The organism is Methylomonas rivi (genome assembly GCF_024505165.1).
Lineage (GTDB): Bacteria > Pseudomonadota > Gammaproteobacteria > Methylococcales > Methylomonadaceae > Methylomonas > Methylomonas rivi.
This window is the reverse complement of the sequence record NZ_JANIBK010000001.1, coordinates 1-23,754: the sequence shown is the minus strand read 5'-3', so window position 1 is coordinate 23,754 and position 23,754 is coordinate 1. Positions and strand designations below refer to the sequence as shown.

Here is a 23,754-nt window from a genome sequence, read left to right as displayed (position 1 = left end):
GGAGCGATGAGATTAAGCGGTTTTGATCAAAACCGTGGTTTCGTCGAGTTCCACGCATTCGAACATCAAGTCGTCGATGGAGCCGTGCACATGGTCTACATAATGCAGTCCGCACTCGTCGTTCGAGGCTTGATGCTTTAAAATGCCGTGAACGCAGAAAGGCGTATTCGATTCAGGCAACAGCATATTAATCCTGATATTGCCTGTCATGTCCGTGGCGATGGGTTGTTTTAACTTAACCCGGATGCCTGTATAGCTAATGTCTATAATGTCCGCATCCAAGGCGATTTCTTGTTGTTCCGAGTTAAAAATTAACCCGGCCTGTAAGCCTTTGGGTTTGATGCGTTTGTGTATGCGTTTTTCCGGCTTCATGCGGTTTTCTCCATCTAGCGGTTATGCTTGCCTGCCTTGGGCTGTTTTTTTTTATAGCCTTATTGAATTGTATAGGTTTTTAATAAAAATACCATGTGCGGGATGATTTTATTTGCCGTTGGATACGGCGCTTATTTAAGGTTAATGAATGACATTTTCAGAATTGGCTCTCTCCGAGCAGTTGCTACAAGCTGTCGCGGAACAAGGCTATATAACACCCACGCCGATCCAGGCTCAAGCCATACCGGTGATTTTGCAAGGCCGCGATGTTTTGGCGGGGGCGCAGACCGGCACCGGTAAAACGGCGGGGTTTACCTTACCCTTGCTGCAGATTTTGCAGCGGCAAGCGATACCGCAAAAACCGCGTCCGGTGCGGGTGTTGATTTTGACCCCCACCCGGGAACTGGCCATGCAGGTCTACGAAAGTGTCAAAACCTACGGCAAGCATTTGCCGTTTTTTGCCGAAGCCATTTATGGCGGCGTCAGTATTAATCCGCAGATTCAAAAAATTCAGCGCGGCACCGACATTGTGATAGCCACGCCGGGGCGGCTGCTGGACTTGATTCAGCAACAGCACTTGAGCCTTTCCCACGTCCAACATTTTGTGCTGGACGAGGCCGACCGCATGCTGGATATGGGCTTTATTCGCGATATCCGCAAAATCATTGCCCTATTGCCGGCCAAGCGGCAAAACCTGTTGTTTTCCGCTACCTATGCGCCGGAAATCGGCGCCTTGGCCGAGCAGATTTTAAATGATCCGGTGGAAATCGCCGTCGCCAAAAAAAATGCCGCCGCCGATACCATATCGCAATTGATTTACCCGATCAAGCGCGAAAACAAGCGCGAGCTGCTGTCTTTTTTAATCGGCAACGGAAATTGGCAACAAGTGTTGGTATTCGTCAGAACCAAGCACGGCGCCGACCGCTTGGCGAAGCAATTAATCAAGGACGGCATCCGCTGCGCCGCCTTGCATGGCGATAAAAGCCAGGGGGCGCGGGTGCGGGCCTTGGAAGATTTCAAGGCCGGCAAAATCACCGCATTGATTGCCACCGACATCGCCGCGCGCGGCCTGGATATCGATCAGTTACCGCATGTGGTCAATTTCGATTTGCCGCAAGTGGCGGAAGATTATGTGCACCGCATCGGCCGTACCGGCCGGGCCGGGGCGGATGGACAGGCGATTTCCCTGGTCGATCCGGAGGAGGCCTATTTACTGGCGGCCATCGAAAAATTGTTGAAACGGGAAATTCCGCGCGTCGCCGATACGGGTTATGAAAAAGTCTCGCTCATCGTGACTAACAGCAAGCCCAAATCGGCCGAAAAGAAAATAGCCGCGCCGAATCAAAATCAAACTAAACGCCACCCCGCGGATAAAAGACGCTCCGGAAGTGCCGGGCAGAAAAAACCGAGTACGAACGGGAACAAAAGCCGATTCCGCGGCTAGCTTTGCGGAAATCGTTGGGAAGATTTAGGCGATATACGTTGTCGCGGTAGACGGATTGGGTAAGCTTAGTAAAAAAGTTTCGAAATCCTCGATGGGCATCGGTTTACCGAACAAGTAGCCCTGAAAGGCCTTGCAATCCAAAATTTCCAGCAGTTCGAACTGTTCCTGGGTTTCCACGCCTTCGGCAACCACATCCATGCCGAATTTTTGCCCCATGCTGATGACTATATGCACCAAAAAGGCGTCGTTGCTGTCGAAGGTGGCGCTGACGATAAAACTGCGGTCGATCTTGATTTGATTGAAGGGTAGTCGTTTAAGATAGCTGAGGGATGAATAGCCGGTACCGAAGTCGTCCAGGGATAAATAGAACCCTAATGCTCTCAGGCGCTTCATCTTGGCAATGGCGTCTTCGACGTTAATCAATACCATGCTTTCGGTCAATTCCAGTTTCAGTTTTGCCGGATCGATACCGATACGTTCCGCTGTTTTTTGCACAATATCGACGAAGTTATGTTGCTTGAATTGCTGAGCGCTGACATTGACGGCGATAGTCAAATGTTGCCGAAAGGGGCAGTCCGCCCAAGCCTTGACCTGTAAGCAAGCGGTTTCCAGGACCCATTGGCCTATGGTTTCGATCTGGTTGGTTTCCTCTGCCAGCGGAATAAAATCGCTTGGCGGGATCATGCCCATACTGTCGTGCCGCCAACGAATCAGCGCCTCGGCACCGAGCGGATAGCCTTGCGTATCCACCTGTATTTGGTAGAAAAGTTGAAACTGCTGTTTACTGATTGCCTGCCGCAAGGCGTTTTCCATGTCGACGCGTTCTTCCAGCGTTTTTTGCATGGTAGGGTCGAAAAATCGTAAGGTATTGCGTCCGGCTTTTTTGGCTTCGTACATCGATGTATCGGCTTGGGTGAGCAAGTGGTCCAGTTGGCTCTTGTCGCCATGGAATAGGGCAACGCCAATACTGCAGGAAGAGTAATGCTCGTAGTTGTTTAATAAACAGGGCTGGTTTAGCGTGGCGACGATTTTATCGCCGATTACTTTTGCTTGAATTGCCGCGTGGTCGGCGTCTAGGCCAAGGTCTTCCAGCATGACCACAAATTCGTCGCCGCCCAAGCGGGCGACCGTGTCTTCGTCGCGCACACAGGATTTCAGTTGCATCGCCACTTGTTTAAGCAGGATATCGCCATAATGATGGCCTTTGGTGTCGTTCAGATTTTTGAAATGGTCCATATCGAGATAAAGCAAGGCGCCGTAATGTTTACTGCGCGCGCTGCTTAGCAATGCGTGTTCCAGCCTGTCCATCAGCAGCCGGCGATTGGGTAACTGGGTTAATGGGTCGTAAAAAGCTAAATGGCGAATGGTCTTTTCGGACTCGCGTTGCCGGCGGCGAACTTCGGCGTCGCGCAACTCCCGCTCGATTGCTGGCAATAAGCGCGCCATATTGTCTTTCATGATGTAATCGCTGGCACCGGCTTTCATGGCCCTTACCGCCGCTTCTTCGCCGATACTGCCGGATACGATGATGATGGGTATGTCGAGCTCGGCTTCATGCACCATGCGTAAAGCCGATTCGGAACTGAAGCCGGGCAGGTTATGGTCGGTGATGATGACGTCCCAGTCGGTTTTTTTTAAAGCGGTATCGAGTTGTATCGCGCTGTCTATCCGGTGCAAGGCGGGTAGGTAGCCGCCCAGCCGCAATTCGCGTTCCAGCAGCATGGCATCGTCCTCCGAGTCTTCAATCAGCAATACCGATAATGGCTTGGTCATTTGCGTTACCAAGCTTGGGGCGGCGAAACATTGAGCACCAGCCAATACAGGCCCAGTTGACGCACTGCTTCCATAAACTGTTCGAAATCAACCGGTTTGCGGATGAAACTATTAGCGCCTAGTTCATAACTGCCGACGATATCGCGGTCTTCATTCGAGGTGGTCAGAATGACGACAGGCTGCAGTCGGGTTCGGATATCGGCGCGAATGCGTTTCAATACTTCCAGGCCATCCAGTTTGGGCAGTTTCAGATCCAGCAATATGACCTGCGGCTGGTTTGCCGCGTCGCGGCCGGCGTGCGCGCCGGTTCCGAACAGATAGTCCAGCGCTTCCACGCCGTCTCGAGCAACCACTACTTGATTAAGAATGTTGTTCTTCCGTAGTGCCCGTAAAGTCAGGGCTTCGTCATCGGGATTATCCTCGACCAAAAGAATTATTTTGTTATTGTCGTTCACGCTTCCCTCCTCGGTTGTTGATTGTCGTCGGTCAATTCTTCCCGTGCAAGGGTGAAATAAAAAGTTGTTTTTTGGTCGACTTCGCTTTCGGCCCAGATACGGCCGCCATGGCGATGAATAATACGTTTCACCGTTGCCAAGCCGATACCGGTGCCTTCGAATTGATCGCGATGGTGCAAGCGTTGGAAAGGCCTGAATAATTTATCGGCATAGTGCATATCGAAGCCCGCGCCATTATCGCCGATGTAATAAACGGTTTCGCCATTCTGTGCCAAGCTGCCGCATTCTATACGCGGATTCGCCTGTTTGGCGCTGTATTTCCAGGCATTGCCCAATAGGTTTTCCAAGGCAATTTTAAGCAGGCCGGGATCGCCGTTGACCCGCATCCCTGGCTCGATCCGGGTTTCGACTTGGTGTTCGGGGTTTGCTTCCCGCAACTGGCGGAGTACCGTATCCGCCAGGCTGCTTAGATCAACCGGCGCGTGTTTGAGAATGGCGCGGGTGATGCGCGATAATTTTAAGAGGTCGTCAATCAGAATGCCCATTCTCTGACTGGCGCCGCGAACGCGTTCGAGATAATTTCGGCCCGTGCCGTCCAGTTTGTCGCCGTAGTCTTCGAGCAATGCTTGACTGAAACCATCAATGCCGCGCAAGGGCGCCCGTAAGTCGTGGGATACCGAATAGGCAAACGCTTCCAGTTCCTGATTTACCGCCTCGAGTTCCGCCGTGCGCTTTGTTACCAAGGTTTCCAGGTGGTTCCGATACAGCAGCAATTCCTGTTCGGCCAATTTCGCCTGGGTGATGTCTTGAACCGTGCCTATCGAGCGGATGGCTTGGTCTTGCCGGTAGAAAGTCTCGCCGCGTTCGTGCACGTATTTAATACGGCCGTCCGTTGTTTGCAGGCGGTGGATGATGTTGTAGTTGCCGTGGTTTTTGACCGAGTCGAGATAGGCGGTGTTAACTAACGCCCGGTCTTCGGGGTGGACGGTTTCCAGAAAAGCTTCATAGGAGGCGCTAAATTGTGCCGGATCGAGCTCGAAAATACGAAAAATTTCTTCCGACCAATCCAGCTTGTTATTGATTAAATCCAGTTCCCAACTGCCGATTTGCGCCAATCTTTGCGCTTCCTTCAACGAGAACTCGCTGGTGCGCAGTTGATTTTCCAAGCGTTTACGCTCGGTAATATCCGTAATAAAACCAAACCACACAACAGAGTCATCCGCTTCCCGCTCCGGTAAAGAATTCCCGAATAGCCATCTTTCCGTGCCATCGGCATATCGCACACGATATTCATATTGCCAAGGCTCCAGAGTTTCGGCCGATATTCGGATCGAATCGATGATGCCTTGGAAATCGTCAGGGTGTAAAACCGCCAAAACCGCGGATGCATCCTCGGCCACGCTCTCGGGGGTAGCACGATAGATATCTCGTATGGCCTCGCTGGCATAAGGAAAACAGGACGAACCATCCGGACGAAGCTTGTATTGATATATCACTCCAGGAAGTCGGGAGGCTATCTTGGACTGAAGATCGTAAAGTTGTCGCAGATTATTTTCCGCGCGTTTACGCTCGCTAATATCGCGAATGAAGGAAAAAAAGCGGCCGCCTGCCACCGGCAAAAATACCGTACTGACTTCCACCGGCCATGTCGAGCCGTCTTTTGCGCGGTGTCTGGACTCAAATACGGCATGTTTTTCTTGTTTCAGTAACTGAATGCGCTCGACAATTTCCGAAGAGGGCATGTTGGCGTCCAGATCCATTATGCTCATGGCCAATAACTCGTTTTGACTGTAGCCCGAGCGTCGGCAATAACTATCGCTGACCTGAAGTAAGCGGCCATACGTATCGACCAACCAAAAACTGTCGGGCGAGGCTTCGATGACGCCGCGGTAAAAAGCTTCCCGCTCCTGCAATTTTTGTTCGGCGAGTTTGCGCATATCGATGTCGGTATGTGTCCCCAGCATGCGCAAGGGTTGGCCATCGGGCGTATATTCCACCACGCTGCCTTGGGACAGTATCCATTTCCATTCTCCGGAACGCATGCGCAAACGGAACTCGACTTTATATTCCCGTAACTCGCCGGCGATGTAACTATGGTAGGTCTTCCCCACTCGCTCCCTGTCATCGGGATGTAAACGTTCGAACCAAGTCGTATACGTTTCACTGAAATTATCCGGGTCATAACCCAGCATTAGCGGATATTCAGGGCTGACGATCGCTTTTCCGCTTTCTAAGTCAAGATCGAACATGCCCTGATTGGCGGCCCGCAAAGCCAGTCGTAAACGCTGTTCGGAAACATTCAGTTCATCCCGGGTATGTTTTTCCTCGGTAATATCCATGCAGGAGCCAATATAGCCAATGAATTCGCCGTTGGCGTCATGGCGCGGTAAGCCTTGGTCGAATAACCAGCGGTATTCCCCGTCATGGCGCCGCAGGCGATATTCCATCGCAAAGGGTTGCCGCGCATCGAAGGCGCTGACATAGGTCGACAGGCAGTGTTCGAAATCTTCCGGATGTACGCCTTCGGTCCAGCCGTTACCTTTTTCCTGTTCAAACGTCCGGCCGGTGAACTCCAGCCAGCACCGATTAAACCAGTCGCACTGCTTGTCAAGGCCGGAAGTCCAAATCAAGGCCGGAGAAGCATTGGCAAGGGTGTCGAATCTCTGCAACATCTGCCGCTGCAACTCTTCCAGTCGATAACGTTCGCTGATGTCCAGAAAAGAAGCGATCATGGCGATAGGCTTACCATCTTTGTCATAGGCAATATTCCCGGAAATCTCCACCTCGAATAATTCGCCGCTTTTTTTCAACCCCGTTAACTGTCCGCGCCAGGATTGCTTGGTATTGATCATGGCCGTCATGATCTCTTGGGCAAGCGCCGGGGCTTGCCATAATATAGTCGCCGGCTTGCCCAAGGTTTCCCCGGCGTCCGCATATCCCCAAAGCGCTAAAAAACTGTCGTTGACGTAGGTAAGATTACCGTATAAATCCGCCATGGCAACCGCGTTTAGCGAAGTTTTAAGCGCGTTGTCGCGAATGCGCAGCGCGTTTTCGGCATTTTTACGGTTGCTGATGTCGGAAATGCTGCCGCGAATCAGGTTGCGGCCTTCCATGGGCATGCGCAGCAGGCGTATTTCGCAGGGAATCTCCCGGCCGGCAGCGTTGAGATGAATCCATTCGAAAACAGGTGCGCCGCCGGCTAGGGCCTCCCGAATTTTGTCTTCGGCGGCTTCCGCCGACAAACGGCCGTCGGCTTGTCTCGGCGGACTTAGCGTTACAGGCGTGCAATGAGGCAGTTGTTCGCGCGATACGCCGAAAAGTTGCAAGGTATTGCTGTTGGCATCCACAAAACATTTCTTGTCGACATCTAACACCATGATGGCTTCCGGGGCATACTCGCTTAGCAGGCGGTAGCGCTGTTCGCTTTCCGCTAACGCTTTTTGCGCCGTTTTCAGGTCGCTGATATCGCGCATAACGGTGGACAGAAAATTGATTTCACCCCGTGCGTCGCGGTTAGCCAAAATAACCTGAGAAACCGGAATCTCGCGTCCTGCCGAGGTTAGCAGCGCCGTTTCCCCCTGCCAGGAACCCTGCAGTTTTGCGGCGGGGATGCCCTGTCCCGAAATTATTTCGAGCGCCCAAGCAGGGTGAAGATCGGCAATAACCAATTCTGAAACGGGCCGGTCGCCAAGTGCCAGCATGGCGCGTCCGGCACGGTTGATATAAGTAATATTGGCTTGCAAATCAGCGGTACTGACGAAGTCGGTAGTAGACTCGAGGATCGCAATCAGACGGTTACGTTCGGCTTCGGTTAGTTTATGTTGGCGTATCTGCATTTTTAACGAGACCAGGCCGAAACCAATCAGGCATAGGCCGGTGAGCAGAGCGAACGATAAAGCGATCAGGGCATGGTTTTCATCGGTCCGGGCTTGATTCTCGAGCTGCGCCAAACTGTTTTTTTCAGCCAGAATGATCGCATCCATTTTTGTCCGGATTTGCCGGTTAATCCGCTCGCCTTCCCCTTGACCCAATAAGTCGGCAGCTTCCCTTAGACCTTTTTCTTGCCGCAACCGGATGATGTCGTCACCGATCCGGTTTCTAACGGCGATCAAGGATTCCAGTACGGACAGTTGTTTCAGTTGCTCCGGATCGGTTGTCAGGTTCCGTATCTCCGCCAGATTGGCGTGCAGTCTTATGCGGGAGTGCTCAAGCGATGTAATAAATGTTTCGTGCCCGGTAATGACGAATCCGCGATTGGCGGCAATGCTTTGTTCGGCTTCGGCGGCAACTTTTTCCAGCCGCCATAAAACTTCATACAATTTAATATGCCGGTTGCCGCTTTCGGCGGCGCGCCGTGAATTGAGGATAGTGGCTGCAACGGCTAGGGATAGCAGTGCCAAAGCCAGGCCGAAGGCGATATTCGGCAACTTGTACCGCCAGCGTGCGAAAACACCCGTTTCCGCGGTGGTTGCCAAAATACCGGCCGATAATAGTAAGAAGCCCACGGTGGTATGGATGGCCGCGGGTTTATAGGCGCCGATCAAAGGCATGGTTTGTATGCCGAACAAATAACCTAGCATGGTCAGCACGGGTACGGCCGAGATGGCCAGTACCGCATATTGCACGATTGCCTGAGTTTGACGTTTTCCGAGCAGTAAAATCGAGCCGCTAAAAATTGAAAAGAGCAGCGCGGTTTGCGGCGTCATGCGTGCCGGATGCTGGTTGCTGTAGGAGGCTCCCGGCGGTACCTGAAACAACAGGTTGTCGATGGCGAGGTTTAAATCGAATATATATTGGACAAATGTGAGTATTCCAAATGAAATGACCAGCCATGCCGTCATTTGGGATATCCATTTTGCGATTCCTTTGTCAGGCGCTATGGTCAGCATGCTTAATGAAATACCGGTCAGCATGAAGCCGACAGCAGTATTGGGTTTCATGGTGGTAAGCCCGGGAAGAACGCTTTTCAGCATATTGATATCCAGTGCCCAGCCGCATAGAACAATAAATCCCAAGGCAATAGTGAAGATGCCGGCGCTACGGCTGATTAACAATGCGGATGTGTACTGCATGGGTCTCATAATCCTGGGGTATGGAAAAAAGCCGAGCATATAATCCCTTACTGTCCTTATCCTTTAACGGCACAGAATACGTTTGGGGTATGAATAGTGTCAACAGCCGCATCTGGGGTAAAGATAGTCGTTGCGGCTCCGTTTAGTCGCGGATATGGATGGCTAGCCAGATACTCACCCGATCGGCGGCGGTCCACTCCACCCGATGCTTGCAATGCGCGGGCAGCAGCAGATAATCCCCGGGGTTCAGTTCGACCGGCTCGGCGTCGATAAAGCCGATTCTGGCTTTACCTTGCAACAATATCACCCATTCGGCTTGTTCTTGATCGTACCAAGCGTTTTCTGCGCTATAGTGGCCCTGGGATAATATGCGTTCGATGCGAACGGTGGGATTCTCAAGCAACGTTTGGCATAATTCTTCCGGTAGTTGTCGGGGAATATCGGCAAACAAGGATGCGGGGCTGATGTTCATATCTCAATCGGGTTACACGAGGAGGGAACATGAATAATAAAACTTTTTCCGAACTAATGACGCTGGCTCTTGAAAAAGCGCCCGATACGGTAGGCGTGCTGAGTCGGGCTTTTGACAAGGCCCGGTTTTTGGATTTTTTGGCGCCGTTGCTGCTTCGCTTATATTTGGCGCCGGTATTCTGGATGGCCGGCAGCAAAAAATTCACTAATTTTTCCGAAACCGCCGAATGGTTCGGCAATGCCGAATGGGGCTTGGGTTTGCCGGTGCCTTATCTGTTGGTGTTTTTGGTCGGCTTGTTTGAAACCGTGGGTGCGTTGCTATTGCTGCTGGGGTTGGCGACCCGGCTGATAGCCTTGCCGTTAATGGTGATCATGGTGTTTGCGGCCATTACCACGCACTGGAGCAACGGCTGGCTGGCTATTGCCGCGGGCAGCGGATTTTTCGCCAGCGACCGCACGGTGGGAGCGATGGAGCGCCTGCAACAGGCCAAGGACATTTTGCAATCGCAAGGGGATTATCAATGGTTGACGGAAAACGGCAGCTTGGTGATTCTAAACAACGGCATCGAATTCGCCGCCACCTATTTTATTATGCTGCTGGTGCTGTTTTTTATGGGCGGCGGCCGGTTTGTCAGTGCGGACTATTGGCTGGCGCGGCGTTATTTCAGCGATTGAACGGGAGTGGGCGGGCGGCTGCGTCCTGTACTAAGATCCAGGGTTTAACCACAACCGCCCAAACCTCGGCGTTATTGCCGAACCAATCTTCCGCCTGCCGGTCGCTGACGGGGGCAACGCGTTTGGTTTGCAGCCAGTCTTGTACAATCTGTTTATTGTCCGAGGAAAATTGATAGGCGACTTCCACTAAATCCAGCTCTTTTTCGACGTTTATCGCCAAGCCGGCGGCAAAAAAGCGCTGCAATTCCTGCCAGGAGATCAGCGAGGTTTCCTGGTTAAGTTTGGCCTTTTCCATGTCGCGCGGGGTGACTGTCATTTTATGTTCCGGTTATAGGCGGTGATGTTGTAGACTTTGGCGCTATTTTATCGCAAACCCGCCGTAAAACAGACTAGCGAGGAGTCAGTCATGTCACTTTTAAGTTCCCTTAAAAAGCGTTCCACTCTGGATGCCGCCATCAAGCAGGTGGCGCAAGCCCGTAAAAGCGAGGCCGGTAGGGCCGAGCAGCTGTATAAAAGCGCCTATCAAGGCTTTGCCAGCGTCATCGCCGATAATTTGATGTTCTCGGAAGCGTTATATAATTGGGGTTTTGCCTTGCTGCACGAAGCCAGAAGCAAGCAAGTAGCCGAAGCCATTGAAATCTATGAAGATGCTATTTCCAAGTTTTCATTTTGCTTGCTGACCGCGCCCAATTATCTGGGGGCCGCCATTGACGGCGGGGTGGCGTTTATGGAACTGGCCCGCATCAGTCCGGAAGACGGTAAAATCAGTTTGTACGGTCTGGCGGAAGATTTTTTCGAAAAAGCCTGCCGGATTCAAAAAGGCAGCGCGGCGTATAATCTGGCCTGTATCAATGCTTTGCGCGGCGACGAGCAGGCCTGTCAGCAGTTTTTGCAGCAAGCCAAGGATTTCGGCAGTTTGCCGGACCAAGCCAATATTCTTCAAGACGAGGATATGGATAACGTTAAACAGGTGCCGTGGTTTATTGAGTTTATCGAAGCCTTGAAAGCCCAGCCCGGGCAGAAGAGGGAAAAATTGGTCGACGCCGAAATCAATGGCGAGCCATCGTTCAAGTTAAAAAAGACCGAGGATTTCGATTACTATTCATGATAGCAGGCCGCCAACAGGGTTTGTAACTTTTCCAGGCCCAGTTCGCGAGTCAGTTTGATATTGCGGGCCGGAATATTTTCCGGGTCGGGGTAAGTCGCCACGGCGCGTTCTATGCTTGACTCGCGGATAATATGCAGCATGGGGTAGGGCGAACGGTTGGTGTAATTGGCCGGGTCGTCTTGCTCCAACTCGCTGGCCATTTCAAAGCAATAGTCGGGGTGAAAGCTGGCCAGTTGGTAAATTCCTTCATAGTGCTGTGCATGTAATAGTCGCTCGGCAATGTCCAGCATGTCCAGATAGTCGTCAAAATCCTTAAAGCCGTTCGGTAAAATCAGTAATGTGGTTTCCGTTTCGGGGTTCTCGTCCAGAAACCGGCATTCTTCGATTAAGGTTTCCAGCGCGGTTTCCGCGCGGTCTGTGCGCGAAACGCGGTAACGAATACTGTTTCTTTGTTGTTCGCGGCGGGCGAACGGGCAAATATTGAAGGCAATGATAAATTTAGTTAGCCAGTTTTGGGTGGCGCCGATAACGTGTTGGTCGCTGATCATAAGGGGTAAGTATGTTGAATAAGACCGTTGCGTTGCAAGTTTGCCTGTTGGCGATATTACCCTCGACAGGGCATGCCGACGTGTTTGAGTGGACCGACGGGCAGGGTCGGCATCATTATGCCGACCGTAAGCAAGCCAATGCCAAAATTTTAACAGTTGAGCCGGGGGTAAGTTACTACCGGGTGGAAAAAGTCTTTGACGGCGACACGATTTTGTTGAGCGATGGGCGGAAAGTGCGTTTGTTGGGCGTGAATACGCCTGAAATTGCCGGCCGTAACAAAAATGCCGAACCCGGCGGCGAACAAGCCAAGGCGTGGTTGCGGCAGCGGATAGAGCACCAAAAAGTCAGACTGGAAGGCGATGTCGAAAAGCATGACAAATACCAGCGCAGTCTGGCTTATGTGTTTACCGAAGATAAGACACTGATAAACCTGGAGTTGGTGAGACAGGGGTTGGCGGCGGTGAATATTTATCCGCCGAATCTCAAATACGTGCAGGCCTTGCTTGACGCGCAACAAAACGCCGAGCGGGCGGGATTGGGAATATGGGCTTTGCCGGCGTATGCGCCGCAGCCGTTTGATGCCCTGAACGGAGAGAATTATCGAGGCTGGAAGCGCGTAACGGGCAAGGTGCGCGCGTTAAAGCGAACGGCCAAATACAGTTATTTACAGTTTTCGGATCGCGCTTCGGTTCGCGTCGAAAATACAACCTTGAACCTGTTTCCGCCGCTGCGAAACTATGTCGGCCAATCGATTGAAGCGCGGGGTTGGGTGGCTAAAAATAAAGACCGTTTTGCGGTGCAGGCGCGCCATTCCGGCGACATAAAACCCTTGAAAAACTGATTCGCCAGGCAAAAAAAAGGGAGGCTAGGCCTCCCTTTCGGGTTAACGCCGAATGTTATTTATCGGTGCGTTTGTAGTTGACTCGGCGGTTATAGGCGCGGCCTTCGTCGGTTTCGTTGGATTCGACAGGTTGCGATTCGCCGAAGCCCACGGTAGTCAAGCGGCTTGCTTTCACGCCCTGGCTGACCAGTTCGTTTTTCACGGATAGCGCCCGGCGCTCGGACAAGTCCTGGTTGTAGGCGTCGCTGCCGTAACTGTCGGTGTGGCCTTGGATTTCTATGGTCAGGCCTGGGTTGAGCTTCATGACGTCAACCGCATTTTTGATCATGGGATGGTATTTCGATTTGACTTTATCGCTGTCGAAATCGAACAACACGCCATGGAAGGCCCAGCAACCGTCTTTATCGACAATCGCACCTTTCGGGGTATCGGGGCATTTGTCGGCGCAATTGTTGACGCCGTCATGATCGTCATCCTGGGTAGAGCAATCTTGCGGAGAGCCTGGTTTAAAGAAGACTTGTTTAACGAAATCGCTCATGCCGGCGGGGCTGGAAATGGCTTTGGCGTCGGTAGCCATGCCGCAACCGGCCGCGCTGACGATTTCCTGTAAGCCGGCTTGACCCGCAATATCGGCGTCGTTGCCCACCCATACGGTATACACGCACAACCTGTCGCCATATTGGGCCTTCAATGCTTCCGCCGCGGGCACGGGGGAAACTTCATCCATGCCGTCGCTGAAGACAAGCAGGGCGATATTGCCTGGGGCGGAGGCGATATCTTTACTGCTTTCGGTTAGCGCCGTAGCCAATGGGGTGCCGCCGCTTGAGCACTGCAAAGACGTAATGGCGCTTTCGAAGCCGCTGACGGAATAGTTTTGCAGCGGTTGGTTTAATTGGGTATTTCCCCACTTTAAACAGGGGCCAAAGCCGAAACTACGCAACCCTGAAGATAAGCTAATGTCTGGGATGGTTCTGTTGAATTTGTTCAACAGGTTTTTTTCCACGTCCAGCTTGGTGCCGCTATATTCCGCCGAGTTCAGATAGGTTTTGCTCATCGAAGAGGATGAGTCGTTCAGCACGAAAAAACTGTTGGTCTTTTGCACCAGCAAGCCGGCCCGAACTTGGGCGTTCAGATCGTCGGCTTGGAAGGCCTGAAAATTATTGCTGGATTGCGTGGCGCAACCGGATAATATCGCACCCGCTAAGGCTGCGGTGACAGTAAGCATTTTTTGCATTAATAATCTCCCGTTTGTTTTTGATTATCGGTAATTTACCCTTAGTTAGGAGTCTAGCATTATTTGGCTGCTATTCCAGTTTGATATCTTATTTTTTACAGCTTACGTTCAACTTAAACGTGTGCCGTGGAATAATACAGGTTTTTATGCCGATAGCGCTATGTTTAGCCAACTCGCTTTAGCGAGTGCTTTATGCGTTGATATTGATGGCAAGCCGGCCTAGGCCTCAACCGCGGCTTAAATTCAGATCAATGGCTTGGTGGAGTGCGTTTTTATGCGGCCATTCGCTATCGGCGGAATGTGCCGACGGATTTTTTAACAGGTAAATAATAGTAATGAGTATAAGAACCCGCTTTGCCCCCAGCCCCACCGGTTATCTGCATGTGGGAGGCGCCAGAACCGCCCTGTTTTCCTGGTTATATGCCCGCAAACATGGCGGCAAATTCATTTTGCGCATCGAAGACACCGATCTGGAGCGTTCCAGCCAGGAATCCGTTAATGCCATTCTGGAAGGCATGACATGGCTGGGTTTGGAGTATGACGAAGGCCCGTTCTATCAAACTCATAGGTTCGACCGCTATAAAGAGGTGATTCAGCAATTGCTGGATCAAGGCGACGCTTATTATTGCTATTGCAGCCGCGAAGAACTGGACGCTTTGCGCGAACAGCAAATGGCAGCCAAGGAAAAGCCGCGCTACAACGGCAAGTGCCGGAACGGCTCCGAAGGCGACGGAGAGCGGGTGGTGCGGTTTAAAAATCCCGAGCAAGGCGAGGTCGTTATTGATGACTTGGTCAAGGGCCGTATCGTGGTCGCCAACAAAGAACTGGACGATTTGATCATCGCTCGTTCCGACGGTACGCCGACCTATAATTTGACCGTGGTGGTCGACGATATGGATATGGGGGTGACCCATGTTATTCGCGGCGATGACCACGTCAACAATACGCCGAGGCAGATCAATATCCTGAAAGCCTTGGGGGCTCACTTGCCGGTGTATGCGCACGTGCCGATGATTCTGGGTTCGGATGGGGCGCGCCTGTCCAAGCGTCACGGCGCGGTCAGCGTAATGCAGTATCGTAACGATGGTTATTTGCCCGAAGCGTTATTGAATTATCTGGTGCGCCTGGGCTGGTCGCATGGCGATCAGGAGTTGTTCAGTATTGATGAGATGATAGAGCTGTTCGAGCTGGAAAAAGTCAACGTATCGGCATCGACCTTCAATACCGAAAAATTGATTTGGTTGAATCATCAATACATCATGACCAGCGATCCCGCTCACGTGGCCCACCATTTGAGTTGGCATTTGGGGGAGCGCGGTATCGATCCCACCAGCGGGCCGGCCTTGGTTGAGGTAGTGAAGGCGCAGCGGGAACGCTGTAAAACCCTGGTGGATATGGCGGAGGAAAGCTTGTACTTTTATCGCGATTTCGAAGCTTACGACGAAAAAGCGGTGAAGAAAAATTTCAAGGCCGGTGTCGACGACATCTTGCAGCATCTGTGGAGCCGCTTCGACGCCGTTGAGGCGTGGGAAGCCGAAACCCTGCATCAAGTGGTGCTGAACAGCGCCGAACAGTTGCAATTGAACCTGGGTAAGGTGGCTCAGCCATTGCGGATTGCCGTCTGCGGCTGCGGCGTGTCGCCGGCTATCGATGTGACCCTGCGTTTGCTGGGCAAGGAGAAAACCCTGGATAGAATTGCCCGCGCGATTAGCTTTATAAAAAATAACTAGACAACAATGTAAAAGTCCGTATAATGTGCGGTCTCAACTACGGGGCCATAGCTCAGCTGGGAGAGCGCTTGCATGGCATGCAAGAGGTCAGGAGTTCGATCCTCCTTGGCTCCACCAATGTAGTTGATTGTTTAAAGTCTTAGTCCCCATCGTCTAGTGGCCTAGGACACCGCCCTTTCACGGCGGTAACCGGGGTTCGAACCCCCGTGGGGACGCCAATCGTTAGGTTGGCAAACGTTAAACATTCACACCACGCAGTTTTACTGCACCAGTCTTAGTCCCCATCGTCTAGTGGCCTAGGACACCGCCCTTTCACGGCGGTAACCGGGGTTCGAACCCCCGTGGGGACGCCAATTATTTTCCATCGCCAGCCTTCTGTAATGTTTGCTTTAGCTGACGGCTGCATTCCTGCTCTCGAAAGCCTGATTTTTAATTGTGGCATTCAATTCGGCCATGTTTCGGCGGATTGTTCACGAGCGACTATCTGCACTGTGTTTAAATAAATCGCGTTTACGGCAAAAATTTAGGCGATTCCCATCACTGAGGGATTTCGTTCTCCGGCCAGTGTTTGTCTATGCTGGCATGGCTAAAAACGCCAGGCTACCCCTAAGTCGTCATTACCAGTTGCAGGTCACAACCAATGGTGTCGGCCTATCACTTTCAAAGCCGTTTTCACATGCAAAAATTGCAATTTTCAGTTCTGCTTGCCGACTTAAAATACTTGTACGGAAAACCCGCCGATTCTTAACGATCTATAACAAGTTGCCGTTGACTATTTCGAAGTGTATTACAATCGAAACCGGCCGTTTTACAAATCGGTCCGTTGCGCCGACTGAGCCGTTTAAATATTAAAAAATGTCGCGATTTGAAGTTTCCGTGATAACCGGGCAAAGGCCGGATTAACATAATCGAACTTGATTGGTAGCCGATTCCAATGAACGATGACAAAACCAGAATCAAGCCTGACATTACCGTCAATACCAACCAGGACGATGACCGAACTGTTTTGGCGCCAAATAGAAGGGATGAGCTGGAGATTGACTTATTAAATACTCAAGGAAACGTGCTTGGGCATTTTAGGTTTTCCGATCGATTTACAGTGGGACGGGCGGCGGATAATAGCATTGTCATTTCTCATGATGTGGTTAGCCGCTACCACATGGAGATCAAGCAAGAGTCCGGTGTTTGGTGGCTGTATAATCTTAATAGCACAAATGGCGTTTTCATCGATGGCCGTTTGATATCCAACAAGGAAGCCTTGCATTTTCCGGTTCTGATTGCCTTGGGTGTTGCCGGTTTTTATCTCAGAATACGGCAACGTACCCATGCGGTGCCGGCTGTTCCTTCTTCTCCGGCGTCCAGCCCAACGGTTTTGAATCCTGGTACCCAAGCCGATACCGCCTCATCGCACCGGAATGTATCGCAGGCCGATATTGAAGCACGTTTACTAGCCGCGGAAGATAGTCCGGATATGGGGGATTACACGCTGATGGCGCGGCGGGTTATTCATAAAGACCGGGTCAAGCGCTCCAAGAGTTATAAAAAAGTTATCTGGGCCTTGGCGGGGCTGTTCGGGGTGGCGGTAGCCTTGGTGACGTATCAGCAAATAGCCTTGGAAAACACCCGCAAATTGGCGATCGATATGTTCTACGACATTAAATCGCTGGAAGTGAATATCTCTCAGGCGGATATTAAGCTGGAGGAAAGCGCGGCGGTTTTGGATGAAACGCTTGCGGCAATTAATACCGAAAAACTCAGAATATCCCAAGAGCAATTGAAATTGCAGCAGGAGAAAATTGCCGCCGAAAGGCTGCGCATGCGCCAGGAGCGGGCGCGCTTGGCGAGCATGAAGGCCAAATACCGGCAATATGTCGAAGAGGCCAACAGCCTTAGATTAAGATTTCCAACTGCTGCACAATATGAAAACGAGTTAATTGCCAAGGTTGCGCGCGAACTGGGCGAGAGCGAATTGGAACTGCCGGAAGAATTCGTTTCCGAAGTGCATAAATACATTCAGTATTGGCAGGGCACATCGAGGCTGCAGACTGCCATAAGTACGCTGGAGAAAAACAATTTGTTGGCGCCGGTTATTGCCACGTTGGAAAATTACGGTCTGCCCTTGTATTTTATTTACTTGCCTTTGCAAGAAAGTAATTACGATACGCGCGCGATAGGCCCCGAGACCCGCTTCGGCATAGCCAAGGGGGCCTGGCAGTTGCTGGCAAGCACCGCGCGGGAATATGGCGTAACGCCGGGGCCGCTGGCCGATGTGCCTGAATATGACGAACAGGACGGCCGTTTCGATTTCGCCCAAGCTACTCAGGCCGGCATTAAATACCTCCGAAAAATCTATAGCACCGAGGCCCAAGCCTCCGGATTGTTGGTAATGGCCAGTTATAACTACGGCGATAACCGCGTGAAAAGCATGATTAAACAATTGCCCGATAACCCGCGGGACAGGAATTTTTGGACGTTCCTGCAAAATTACGAACTACCCGCGGAAACCCGCGATTATGTGTTCTATATTTTTTCCGCCGCCGTCATAGGCGAAGATCCGGAGCATTTCGGTTTTAAATTCAATCCGCCGCTATACAAACTAAAATCCTGAAATGTTGCCATTTCATGGCTTAATTGACTTTTGAGGTGAGCTGGTATGATGGAAGACTGTTGCCGAGGCGACTTTGCAGCGTATTTTTAAATGCTTCTCTGACGGATTTTTCCGAGGTTGCTTATGTCGGTTATGTTTAGCGCTCGTTGGGTATTTCTGCTGTTTTCAATGGGCTTGATATGGGGTTCCGCTGCGCGCGCGGACACATTGCAGGTCGGCCGGGAGGCGCCGTTATTTCAATTGACGGCCTATGACGGCAGCGAGATGCGTTTGCTGGACCGGCAAAACAAAGGCTGGACAGTATTGTATTTTTACCCCAAAGCCGGCACGCCGGGCTGTACCGCGCAAGCCTGCGCGTTTCGCGACGCCATTAACGCCATTCGCGCGCAAAATGCCGAGGTGTTCGGCATCAGCACCGATGATCTTGCCGACCTGAAAGCGTTTCACGAAAAACACAATCTGTCGTTCAGCTTACTGTCGGATCCCGACGCCGAGGTCACGGAGCGTTACGGCGTGAAGATGCCGGTGCTGAACATGGCCAAGCGCTGGACGTTTATTATCGATCCAGCGCTGGTGATTCGGCAGATTGACGACGATGTCGACCCCGCGCTGGACGCAAACCGGGTGGCAACAAGTTTAAAACGCTTGCAAGCCGGCCAATAGAGGTTTCATGTTCAAGCAAAATATCTCAAACACCGAAGCCGCTTTTCAGCGATATCTCGGTACTCCGCTGGATCAACTGCTGGAGGAGCGGCTTTCGGTCGATCCGCAAGCCCGCGTATTGGCTCTGTTTAAGCGTTGCGCCGAACAGGTACCGGCTTATCGCGACTTTTTGGAAACGCGAAAAATCGATCTCGCCGAGATTGCCGATTACCCCGCGTTTCAAACCGTGCCCCTGATGAACAAAGCCAATTACATGCAAGCGTATGCATTGCCGCGGCGCTGCTTCGGCGGCAGCTTGCACGGCGCTGATCGGGTGGCTGTATCGTCCGGCTCTACCGGCCAACCGACTTTTTGGCCGCGTTCGGCGGCGTACGAGTTGGATGTGGCGGTACGTTTCGAGCAGGTTTTTGTGGATAGTTTTGCGGCTGATCGACGCAGCACCTTGGCGGTGGTCTGTTTTGCGTTGGGTAACTGGGTGGGCGGCTTGTTTACTACGTCTTGCTGCTGGCATTTGGCGCGCAAAGGGTATCCGCTGATGGTGGCGACGCCCGGCAACAACAAAGCGGAAATTTTCCGGGTGGTGCGGGAGTTGGCGCCGCATTTCGAACAGACCGTGCTGTTGGGTTATCCGCCGTTTGTTAAAGATGTGCTGGACGCCGGAGCCGCCGAGGGCATGGCGTGGGCGGAATACCGCACAAAATTGGTATTTGCCGGCGAGGTTTTCAGCGAAGAGTGGCGGACGCTGCTCGGGCAGCGTAGCGGCTCGCTACAGCCTTGTTTCGACTCGGCTTCGCTGTACGGTACCGCCGACGGCGGCGTGTTGGGTAACGAGACGCCGTTCAGTGTCGCCATACGCCGCTGGTTGGCCGATCGGCCGCGAGCCGCCCGCGAATTGTTCGGCGAATCGCGTCTGCCTACCTTGGTGCAATACGATCCCTGCAACCGGTTTTTTGAAGTGCATGAAAATACCCTGGTGGTGTCCGGCGAAAACAGCGTACCGCTGCTGCGCTACCATATTGCCGATAAAGGCGGGGTGCTGGGTTTCGATGAAATGTGGGATTTTTTGAAACAACACGGTATTCAGTCAATTGCTGATCTGGGTTTACCGGTGGATTTCAAACCACGAGCATTGCCTTTTGTGTTTGTATTCGGCCGGGCGGATTTTACGGTGTCCTATTACGGCGCCAATATTTACCCGGAAAACATATCGGTCGGCTTGGAGCAGGCCGATGTTGCACGGTGGGTAACCGGAAAGTTCGTGTTGCAAGTGCTGGACACGCCTGCAGGAGATAAGGCATTACGGGTTGCCGTGGAATTGCAGCCGGATGTTCCGCCGGATCGTCTCTTGCGAGAAACCATCGAAGTCGCCATAAAACAGCAGTTATTGAGGCTGAACAGCGAATTCGCAAATTACACGCCCGCCGAGCGGCAACTGCCACACGTTACATTACATGGCTTTGCCGACCCGGATTATTTCCCGCTCGGCGTCAAACACCGCTACACCCGTACATCCGCCGAGTAGCCGCCTTAGTCCACTTGCATGCGGTAAGTTTACAAATGGCTTGTCGCCCAGCGCGCGATGTCCTGTGCGCTCATCGCGCCCGCTTGTCTGGCCCGCTCGCGTCCGCCTTTAAACAAAATCAATGTCGGAATGCTGCGTATGTTGTAACGGGCGCTGATGGCGGCCTCGGTTTCCGTATTCAGCTTGCCGAGGCGGATATCCGGTTCCAGCATTTGTGCGGCTTGTGCAAAAGCCGGCGCCATCATCTTACAGGGCCCGCACCAATCCGCCCAGAAATCGACCAGCAGCGGAATATCGTTACGGGTAAGGTGTTTGTCAAAATTTTGGCTGTTCAATTGCAACGGATGCGCATCGAAAATAGCTTGATGACAGAGGCCGCATTTTGGATTTTGCCGCAGACGCGGAGCCGGCAGCCGGTTGGTAGCCGAACAATGCGGGCAGACGATATGTAAGTTTTCGCTCATAGAGGAACCATGGAGTTAAAAGCTTTGAACACGGATCGTTATAAAGGTAATTCCGCGGTCGAAAAGGCTGGTCCGAGTTTATCAAGAAAGTACCGTGCATAGGTACAAGCCGTAACTGCCGGTCTTATCGTCCGCGGGTTGCGCTGTTTTTTGTCCCCGCTACAGTCGATTTTCGAAAACGCATAAGCAAAGGTCAATCCATTTGATCTATATCAAACGGGGGATGCGGATTACTGCAATGATGGCCGAAAGCCACTTAGGCTTTTTGGCCTCCGACTTAATTAGCCTGCCGGTTAATTAAAGGGGAGGCGGACTCAATCTACTATACGAGAATAATGTATGAAAAAAATCAGCCAAATTTTGTTGATCATGCTTGCCGCTTCAACCCTACTGACCGCCTGCGGCGAGCAAGGCGTCGGCCCAAGCAAACCAAAGCCGGACGCGGCTAAAACCGCCGGTTAAGGCGATTTAGCCAAGATATTACCGTGTTAAACGATGACGCGGTAATATCAAACAGCCGCTACCGCCGTACATGCTTGCGGGCAGGCATTTACAATCAGCTGCAATGCTTGCATGTTATTGATCATAATCCCTCTCTGCTTGACGGTGATTACGCCTTGCCGGCCGAGCAAACCTAATTGCCTGCTGACGGTTTCAATCGTCAACCCCAAGTAGTTGGCAATGTCGTATCGACTCATCGTCAAATTAAACAAGGTGCTTGAAAAACCCAGTGCCGCATAACGGTTTGACAGCATCAACAAAAAAGTCGCCATGCGCTGTTTGGCCGGACGATGCCCGAGCAATATCTTGTCGTGATCGGAAGCGATTTCCTTGCCCAGGGTACGCATCAATTGTTTTTGCAAGCCGGGTATGCCGGCGCAGAGTTCATTGAGTTGCGCCAAAGGCAATTCGCAGACCGATGCCGTTTCCAAGGCCATGGCGGAACAATTGAAACGGCCGTGCTGGAAGGCATCCAGTCCCATCAATTCGCCGGGCAAATAAAAACCTATGGTCTGTTCCTCGCCGTCCGCCGTGGCTATAAAGCTGCGAAAAGAACCGGATTTTATGGCATATAGACTTTCGCAGGTTTGGCCCTGCGCATAGAGCAACTGGTCGGTTTGTAACGGATTTTTGTTTTTGATAATGCCGGTGAGTTGCGCCACTTCCTGGGGTTGCAAGCCATGGGGCAGGCATAAATCGGCCAGTTTGCAGTTAGGGCAGCTGATGCGGTGTGTGATGAATTCAGGCACAAGTCTCCTGCAATTAGGGATGCGTGGCGGACATATTAGCAGAGCCGAACGCTTGCCGGTAATAGCGCGGCTAAATTAGAAATCTGAGTTACAAACGAATCCCGGATAAGGCAACAAAAATAGTTTTGCCACCAGATTGACAGTCATCAGCTCCCCGCTTTATCGGCTTTCCGTATTTTCAATGAGTCGACATTAATTTTCCTGTTCGGCCATGTCATGGGATAAACTTTAGGGTTTACAACGAAGAGGTTGCCAAAGCAGCCCTATTCTTAATTTTTCATGGCTTGAGTTGAGGAGCAACATGATTATCAAACCTCGCGTACGCGGCTTTATGTGCGTTACCACCCATCCGGTCGGCTGCGAAGCCAATGTCAAACAGCAGATCGATTACGTCAAAACCGGCGGCTCCATTGCCAATGGCCCGAAAAACGTACTGATATTGGGCGCGTCCACCGGTTACGGACTGGCTTCGCGCATCGTCTCCGCATTCGGTGCCGGCGCTAAAACCCTGGGGGTATTCTTCGAGCGCGAGGGTACGGCCGATAAGCCGGGCACGCCGGGTTGGTACAATTCCGCCGCCTTTCATAAGTTTGCCGAAGCGGAAGGCCTATACGCCAAAAGTATCAACGGCGACGCTTTTTCCGATGAAATCAAGGAAAAAACCATTAACGCTATTAAGCAGGACATGGGCAAAGTCGATCTGGTGATCTACAGTCTGGCCGCGCCGCGCCGCACGCACCCGAAAACCGGCGTTACCCACAATTCGACCCTGAAACCGATCGGTAAGGATCTGGTGCAAAACGGCATCGATACCGATAAAGAGGTGATTAAATCCTTTACCTTACCGGCCGCCACGCAGGAAGAAATCGATAACACCGTGGCCGTAATGGGCGGCGAAGACTGGCAAATGTGGATAGACGCCTTGGCCGAAGCCGATGTGCTGGCGGAAGGCGCCAAAACCACCGCCTTTACCTATCTGGGCGAAAAAGTCACCTGGGATATTTACTGGCACGGAACTATAGGCGCGGCCAAGAAAGACCTGGACAAACGCGTGATCGATATTCGCGCCAAACTGGCCGCCCTGGGCGGCGATGCTCGTGTTTCGGTTTTAAAAGCCGTGGTTACGCAAGCCAGCGCGGCGATTCCGGTGATGCCGCTGTATTTGGCCTTGTTGTTTAAAGTCATGAAGGAACAGGGCACCCATGAAGGCTGTATCGAGCAGGTCAACGGCTTGTTCCGCGACAGTTTGTACGGCGCCAGCCCGATACTGGACGACGAAGGCCGCCTGCGCGCCGATTTGAAAGAATTGCAACCGCAAGTGCAGGATAAGGTCAACGCCTTGTGGCAACAGGTCAACAACGACAATATCAACGCCTTGACCGATTTCGCCGGCTATAAACACGAGTTTATGAAATTGTTCGGTTTCGAGGTGGACGGCGTCGATTACGAAGCCGACGTCAATCCCGAAGCGCCGATCAATAATTTGGCTTAAATTCTGTCGTATCTGGTTCCCACGGTCCTCC

At 52.0% G+C, this 23,754-nt stretch carries 20 protein-coding genes and 3 tRNA genes; 13 read left to right on the top strand and 10 right to left on the bottom strand.

From position 1 onward, the window contains the following. Positions 1 to 12: 12 nt before the first annotated feature. Positions 13 to 372, bottom strand: coding sequence for a PilZ domain-containing protein (locus NP596_RS00115; protein ID WP_256613165.1), 360 nt, complete (start codon positions 370 to 372; stop codon positions 13 to 15). Between the two features lie 148 nt (positions 373 to 520). Between NP596_RS00115 and NP596_RS00110 the strand changes: the two genes are divergently transcribed. Further along, the gene (locus NP596_RS00110) at positions 521 to 1,816 is read left to right on the top strand and encodes a DEAD/DEAH box helicase (protein ID WP_256613164.1); all 1,296 of its coding nucleotides are present in this window, start codon (positions 521 to 523) and stop codon (positions 1,814 to 1,816) included. Positions 1,817 to 1,840: 24 nt separating this feature from the next. Here the strand turns inward: NP596_RS00110 and NP596_RS00105 are convergent, their stop codons facing one another. From NP596_RS00105 to NP596_RS00090, 4 genes are all read right to left on the bottom strand, one after another. After that, the gene (locus NP596_RS00105) at positions 1,841 to 3,589 is read right to left on the bottom strand and encodes a putative bifunctional diguanylate cyclase/phosphodiesterase (protein WP_256613163.1); all 1,749 of its coding nucleotides are present in this window, start codon (positions 3,587 to 3,589) and stop codon (positions 1,841 to 1,843) included. A 5-nt stretch (positions 3,590 to 3,594) separates the two neighbouring features. Beyond that, on the bottom strand, positions 3,595 to 4,044 hold the full coding sequence (locus tag NP596_RS00100; protein ID WP_256613162.1) for a response regulator: 450 nt from the start codon (positions 4,042 to 4,044) through the stop codon (positions 3,595 to 3,597). After that, entirely contained in the window at positions 4,041 to 9,116 is a 5,076-nt protein-coding gene (locus tag NP596_RS00095) for a PAS domain S-box protein (RefSeq protein WP_256613161.1), read from the bottom strand. The genes NP596_RS00100 and NP596_RS00095 overlap by 4 nt, the downstream gene beginning before the upstream one ends. 142 nt (positions 9,117 to 9,258) lie before the next feature. Beyond that, a complete protein-coding gene (locus NP596_RS00090) occupies positions 9,259 to 9,588 on the bottom strand; it encodes a cupin domain-containing protein (RefSeq protein WP_256613160.1) in 330 nt (109 codons plus the stop codon). 29 nt (positions 9,589 to 9,617) lie between these two features. On the opposite strand from NP596_RS00090, the gene NP596_RS00085 reads away from it, so the two are divergent. After that, a complete protein-coding gene (locus tag NP596_RS00085; RefSeq protein WP_256613159.1) occupies positions 9,618 to 10,262 on the top strand; it encodes an HvfX family Cu-binding RiPP maturation protein in 645 nt (214 codons plus the stop codon). Here NP596_RS00085 and NP596_RS00080 read toward each other — a convergent pair. Then, entirely contained in the window at positions 10,252 to 10,578 is a 327-nt protein-coding gene (locus NP596_RS00080) for a DUF2288 domain-containing protein (protein ID WP_256613158.1), read from the bottom strand. The genes NP596_RS00085 and NP596_RS00080 overlap by 11 nt on opposite strands. A 90-nt stretch (positions 10,579 to 10,668) precedes the next feature. Here NP596_RS00080 and NP596_RS00075 point away from each other — a divergent pair, with 90 nt between their 5' ends. After that, a complete protein-coding gene (locus NP596_RS00075; protein ID WP_256613157.1) occupies positions 10,669 to 11,370 on the top strand; it encodes a TPR end-of-group domain-containing protein in 702 nt (233 codons plus the stop codon). On the opposite strand, the gene NP596_RS00070 is transcribed toward NP596_RS00075, so the two are convergent. Further along, positions 11,361 to 11,918 (bottom strand): DUF1415 domain-containing protein, encoded by a 558-nt coding sequence (locus NP596_RS00070; protein ID WP_256613156.1) that lies wholly within the window; start codon positions 11,916 to 11,918, stop codon positions 11,361 to 11,363. The genes NP596_RS00075 and NP596_RS00070 overlap by 10 nt on opposite strands. A gap of 11 nt (positions 11,919 to 11,929) precedes the next feature. Between NP596_RS00070 and NP596_RS00065 the strand changes: the two genes are divergently transcribed. Continuing rightward, positions 11,930 to 12,760: a thermonuclease family protein gene (locus tag NP596_RS00065; RefSeq protein WP_256613155.1), complete on the top strand. Its 831-nt coding sequence runs from the start codon at positions 11,930 to 11,932 to the stop codon at positions 12,758 to 12,760. Between the two features lie 55 nt (positions 12,761 to 12,815). On the opposite strand, the gene NP596_RS21855 is transcribed toward NP596_RS00065, so the two are convergent. Further along, entirely contained in the window at positions 12,816 to 13,994 is a 1,179-nt protein-coding gene (locus tag NP596_RS21855; RefSeq protein WP_305891627.1) for an OmpA family protein, read from the bottom strand. Positions 13,995 to 14,329: 335 nt separating this feature from the next. Here NP596_RS21855 and gltX point away from each other — a divergent pair, with 335 nt between their 5' ends. The 7 genes from gltX to NP596_RS00025 all read left to right on the top strand — a co-directional run bounded on the left by gltX (position 14,330) and on the right by NP596_RS00025 (position 20,517). Then, positions 14,330 to 15,724, top strand: coding sequence for a glutamate--tRNA ligase (gene gltX, locus NP596_RS00055; protein ID WP_256613154.1), 1,395 nt, complete (start codon positions 14,330 to 14,332; stop codon positions 15,722 to 15,724). Between the two features lie 41 nt (positions 15,725 to 15,765). Then, positions 15,766 to 15,841, top strand: a tRNA-Ala gene (locus tag NP596_RS00050). Between the two features lie 25 nt (positions 15,842 to 15,866). After that, positions 15,867 to 15,942: transfer RNA gene (locus NP596_RS00045), tRNA-Glu, on the top strand. A gap of 59 nt (positions 15,943 to 16,001) precedes the next feature. Beyond that, a tRNA-Glu gene (locus tag NP596_RS00040) sits at positions 16,002 to 16,077 on the top strand. A 581-nt stretch (positions 16,078 to 16,658) separates the two neighbouring features. After that, positions 16,659 to 18,332, top strand: a complete 1,674-nt coding sequence (locus tag NP596_RS00035) for an FHA domain-containing protein (RefSeq protein ID WP_256613153.1) — start codon at positions 16,659 to 16,661, stop codon at positions 18,330 to 18,332. Positions 18,333 to 18,455: 123 nt separating this feature from the next. Beyond that, on the top strand, positions 18,456 to 18,995 hold the full coding sequence (locus NP596_RS00030; protein WP_256613152.1) for a peroxiredoxin: 540 nt from the start codon (positions 18,456 to 18,458) through the stop codon (positions 18,993 to 18,995). Positions 18,996 to 19,002: 7 nt separating this feature from the next. Beyond that, positions 19,003 to 20,517: a phenylacetate--CoA ligase family protein gene (locus NP596_RS00025; RefSeq protein WP_256613151.1), complete on the top strand. Its 1,515-nt coding sequence runs from the start codon at positions 19,003 to 19,005 to the stop codon at positions 20,515 to 20,517. Between the two features lie 29 nt (positions 20,518 to 20,546). On the opposite strand, the gene trxC is transcribed toward NP596_RS00025, so the two are convergent. Then, entirely contained in the window at positions 20,547 to 20,981 is a 435-nt protein-coding gene (gene trxC, locus NP596_RS00020) for a thioredoxin TrxC (protein ID WP_256613150.1), read from the bottom strand. A gap of 339 nt (positions 20,982 to 21,320) precedes the next feature. Between trxC and NP596_RS00015 the strand changes: the two genes are divergently transcribed. Continuing rightward, entirely contained in the window at positions 21,321 to 21,443 is a 123-nt protein-coding gene (locus NP596_RS00015) for a hypothetical protein (protein WP_256613149.1), read from the top strand. A gap of 47 nt (positions 21,444 to 21,490) precedes the next feature. Here the strand turns inward: NP596_RS00015 and fnr are convergent, their stop codons facing one another. Beyond that, positions 21,491 to 22,231, bottom strand: a complete 741-nt coding sequence (gene fnr, locus NP596_RS00010) for a fumarate/nitrate reduction transcriptional regulator Fnr (RefSeq protein ID WP_256613148.1) — start codon at positions 22,229 to 22,231, stop codon at positions 21,491 to 21,493. 301 nt (positions 22,232 to 22,532) lie between these two features. Here fnr and fabV point away from each other — a divergent pair, with 301 nt between their 5' ends. After that, positions 22,533 to 23,723: an enoyl-ACP reductase FabV gene (fabV, locus tag NP596_RS00005; protein ID WP_256613147.1), complete on the top strand. Its 1,191-nt coding sequence runs from the start codon at positions 22,533 to 22,535 to the stop codon at positions 23,721 to 23,723. Positions 23,724 to 23,754 lie beyond the last annotated feature (31 nt).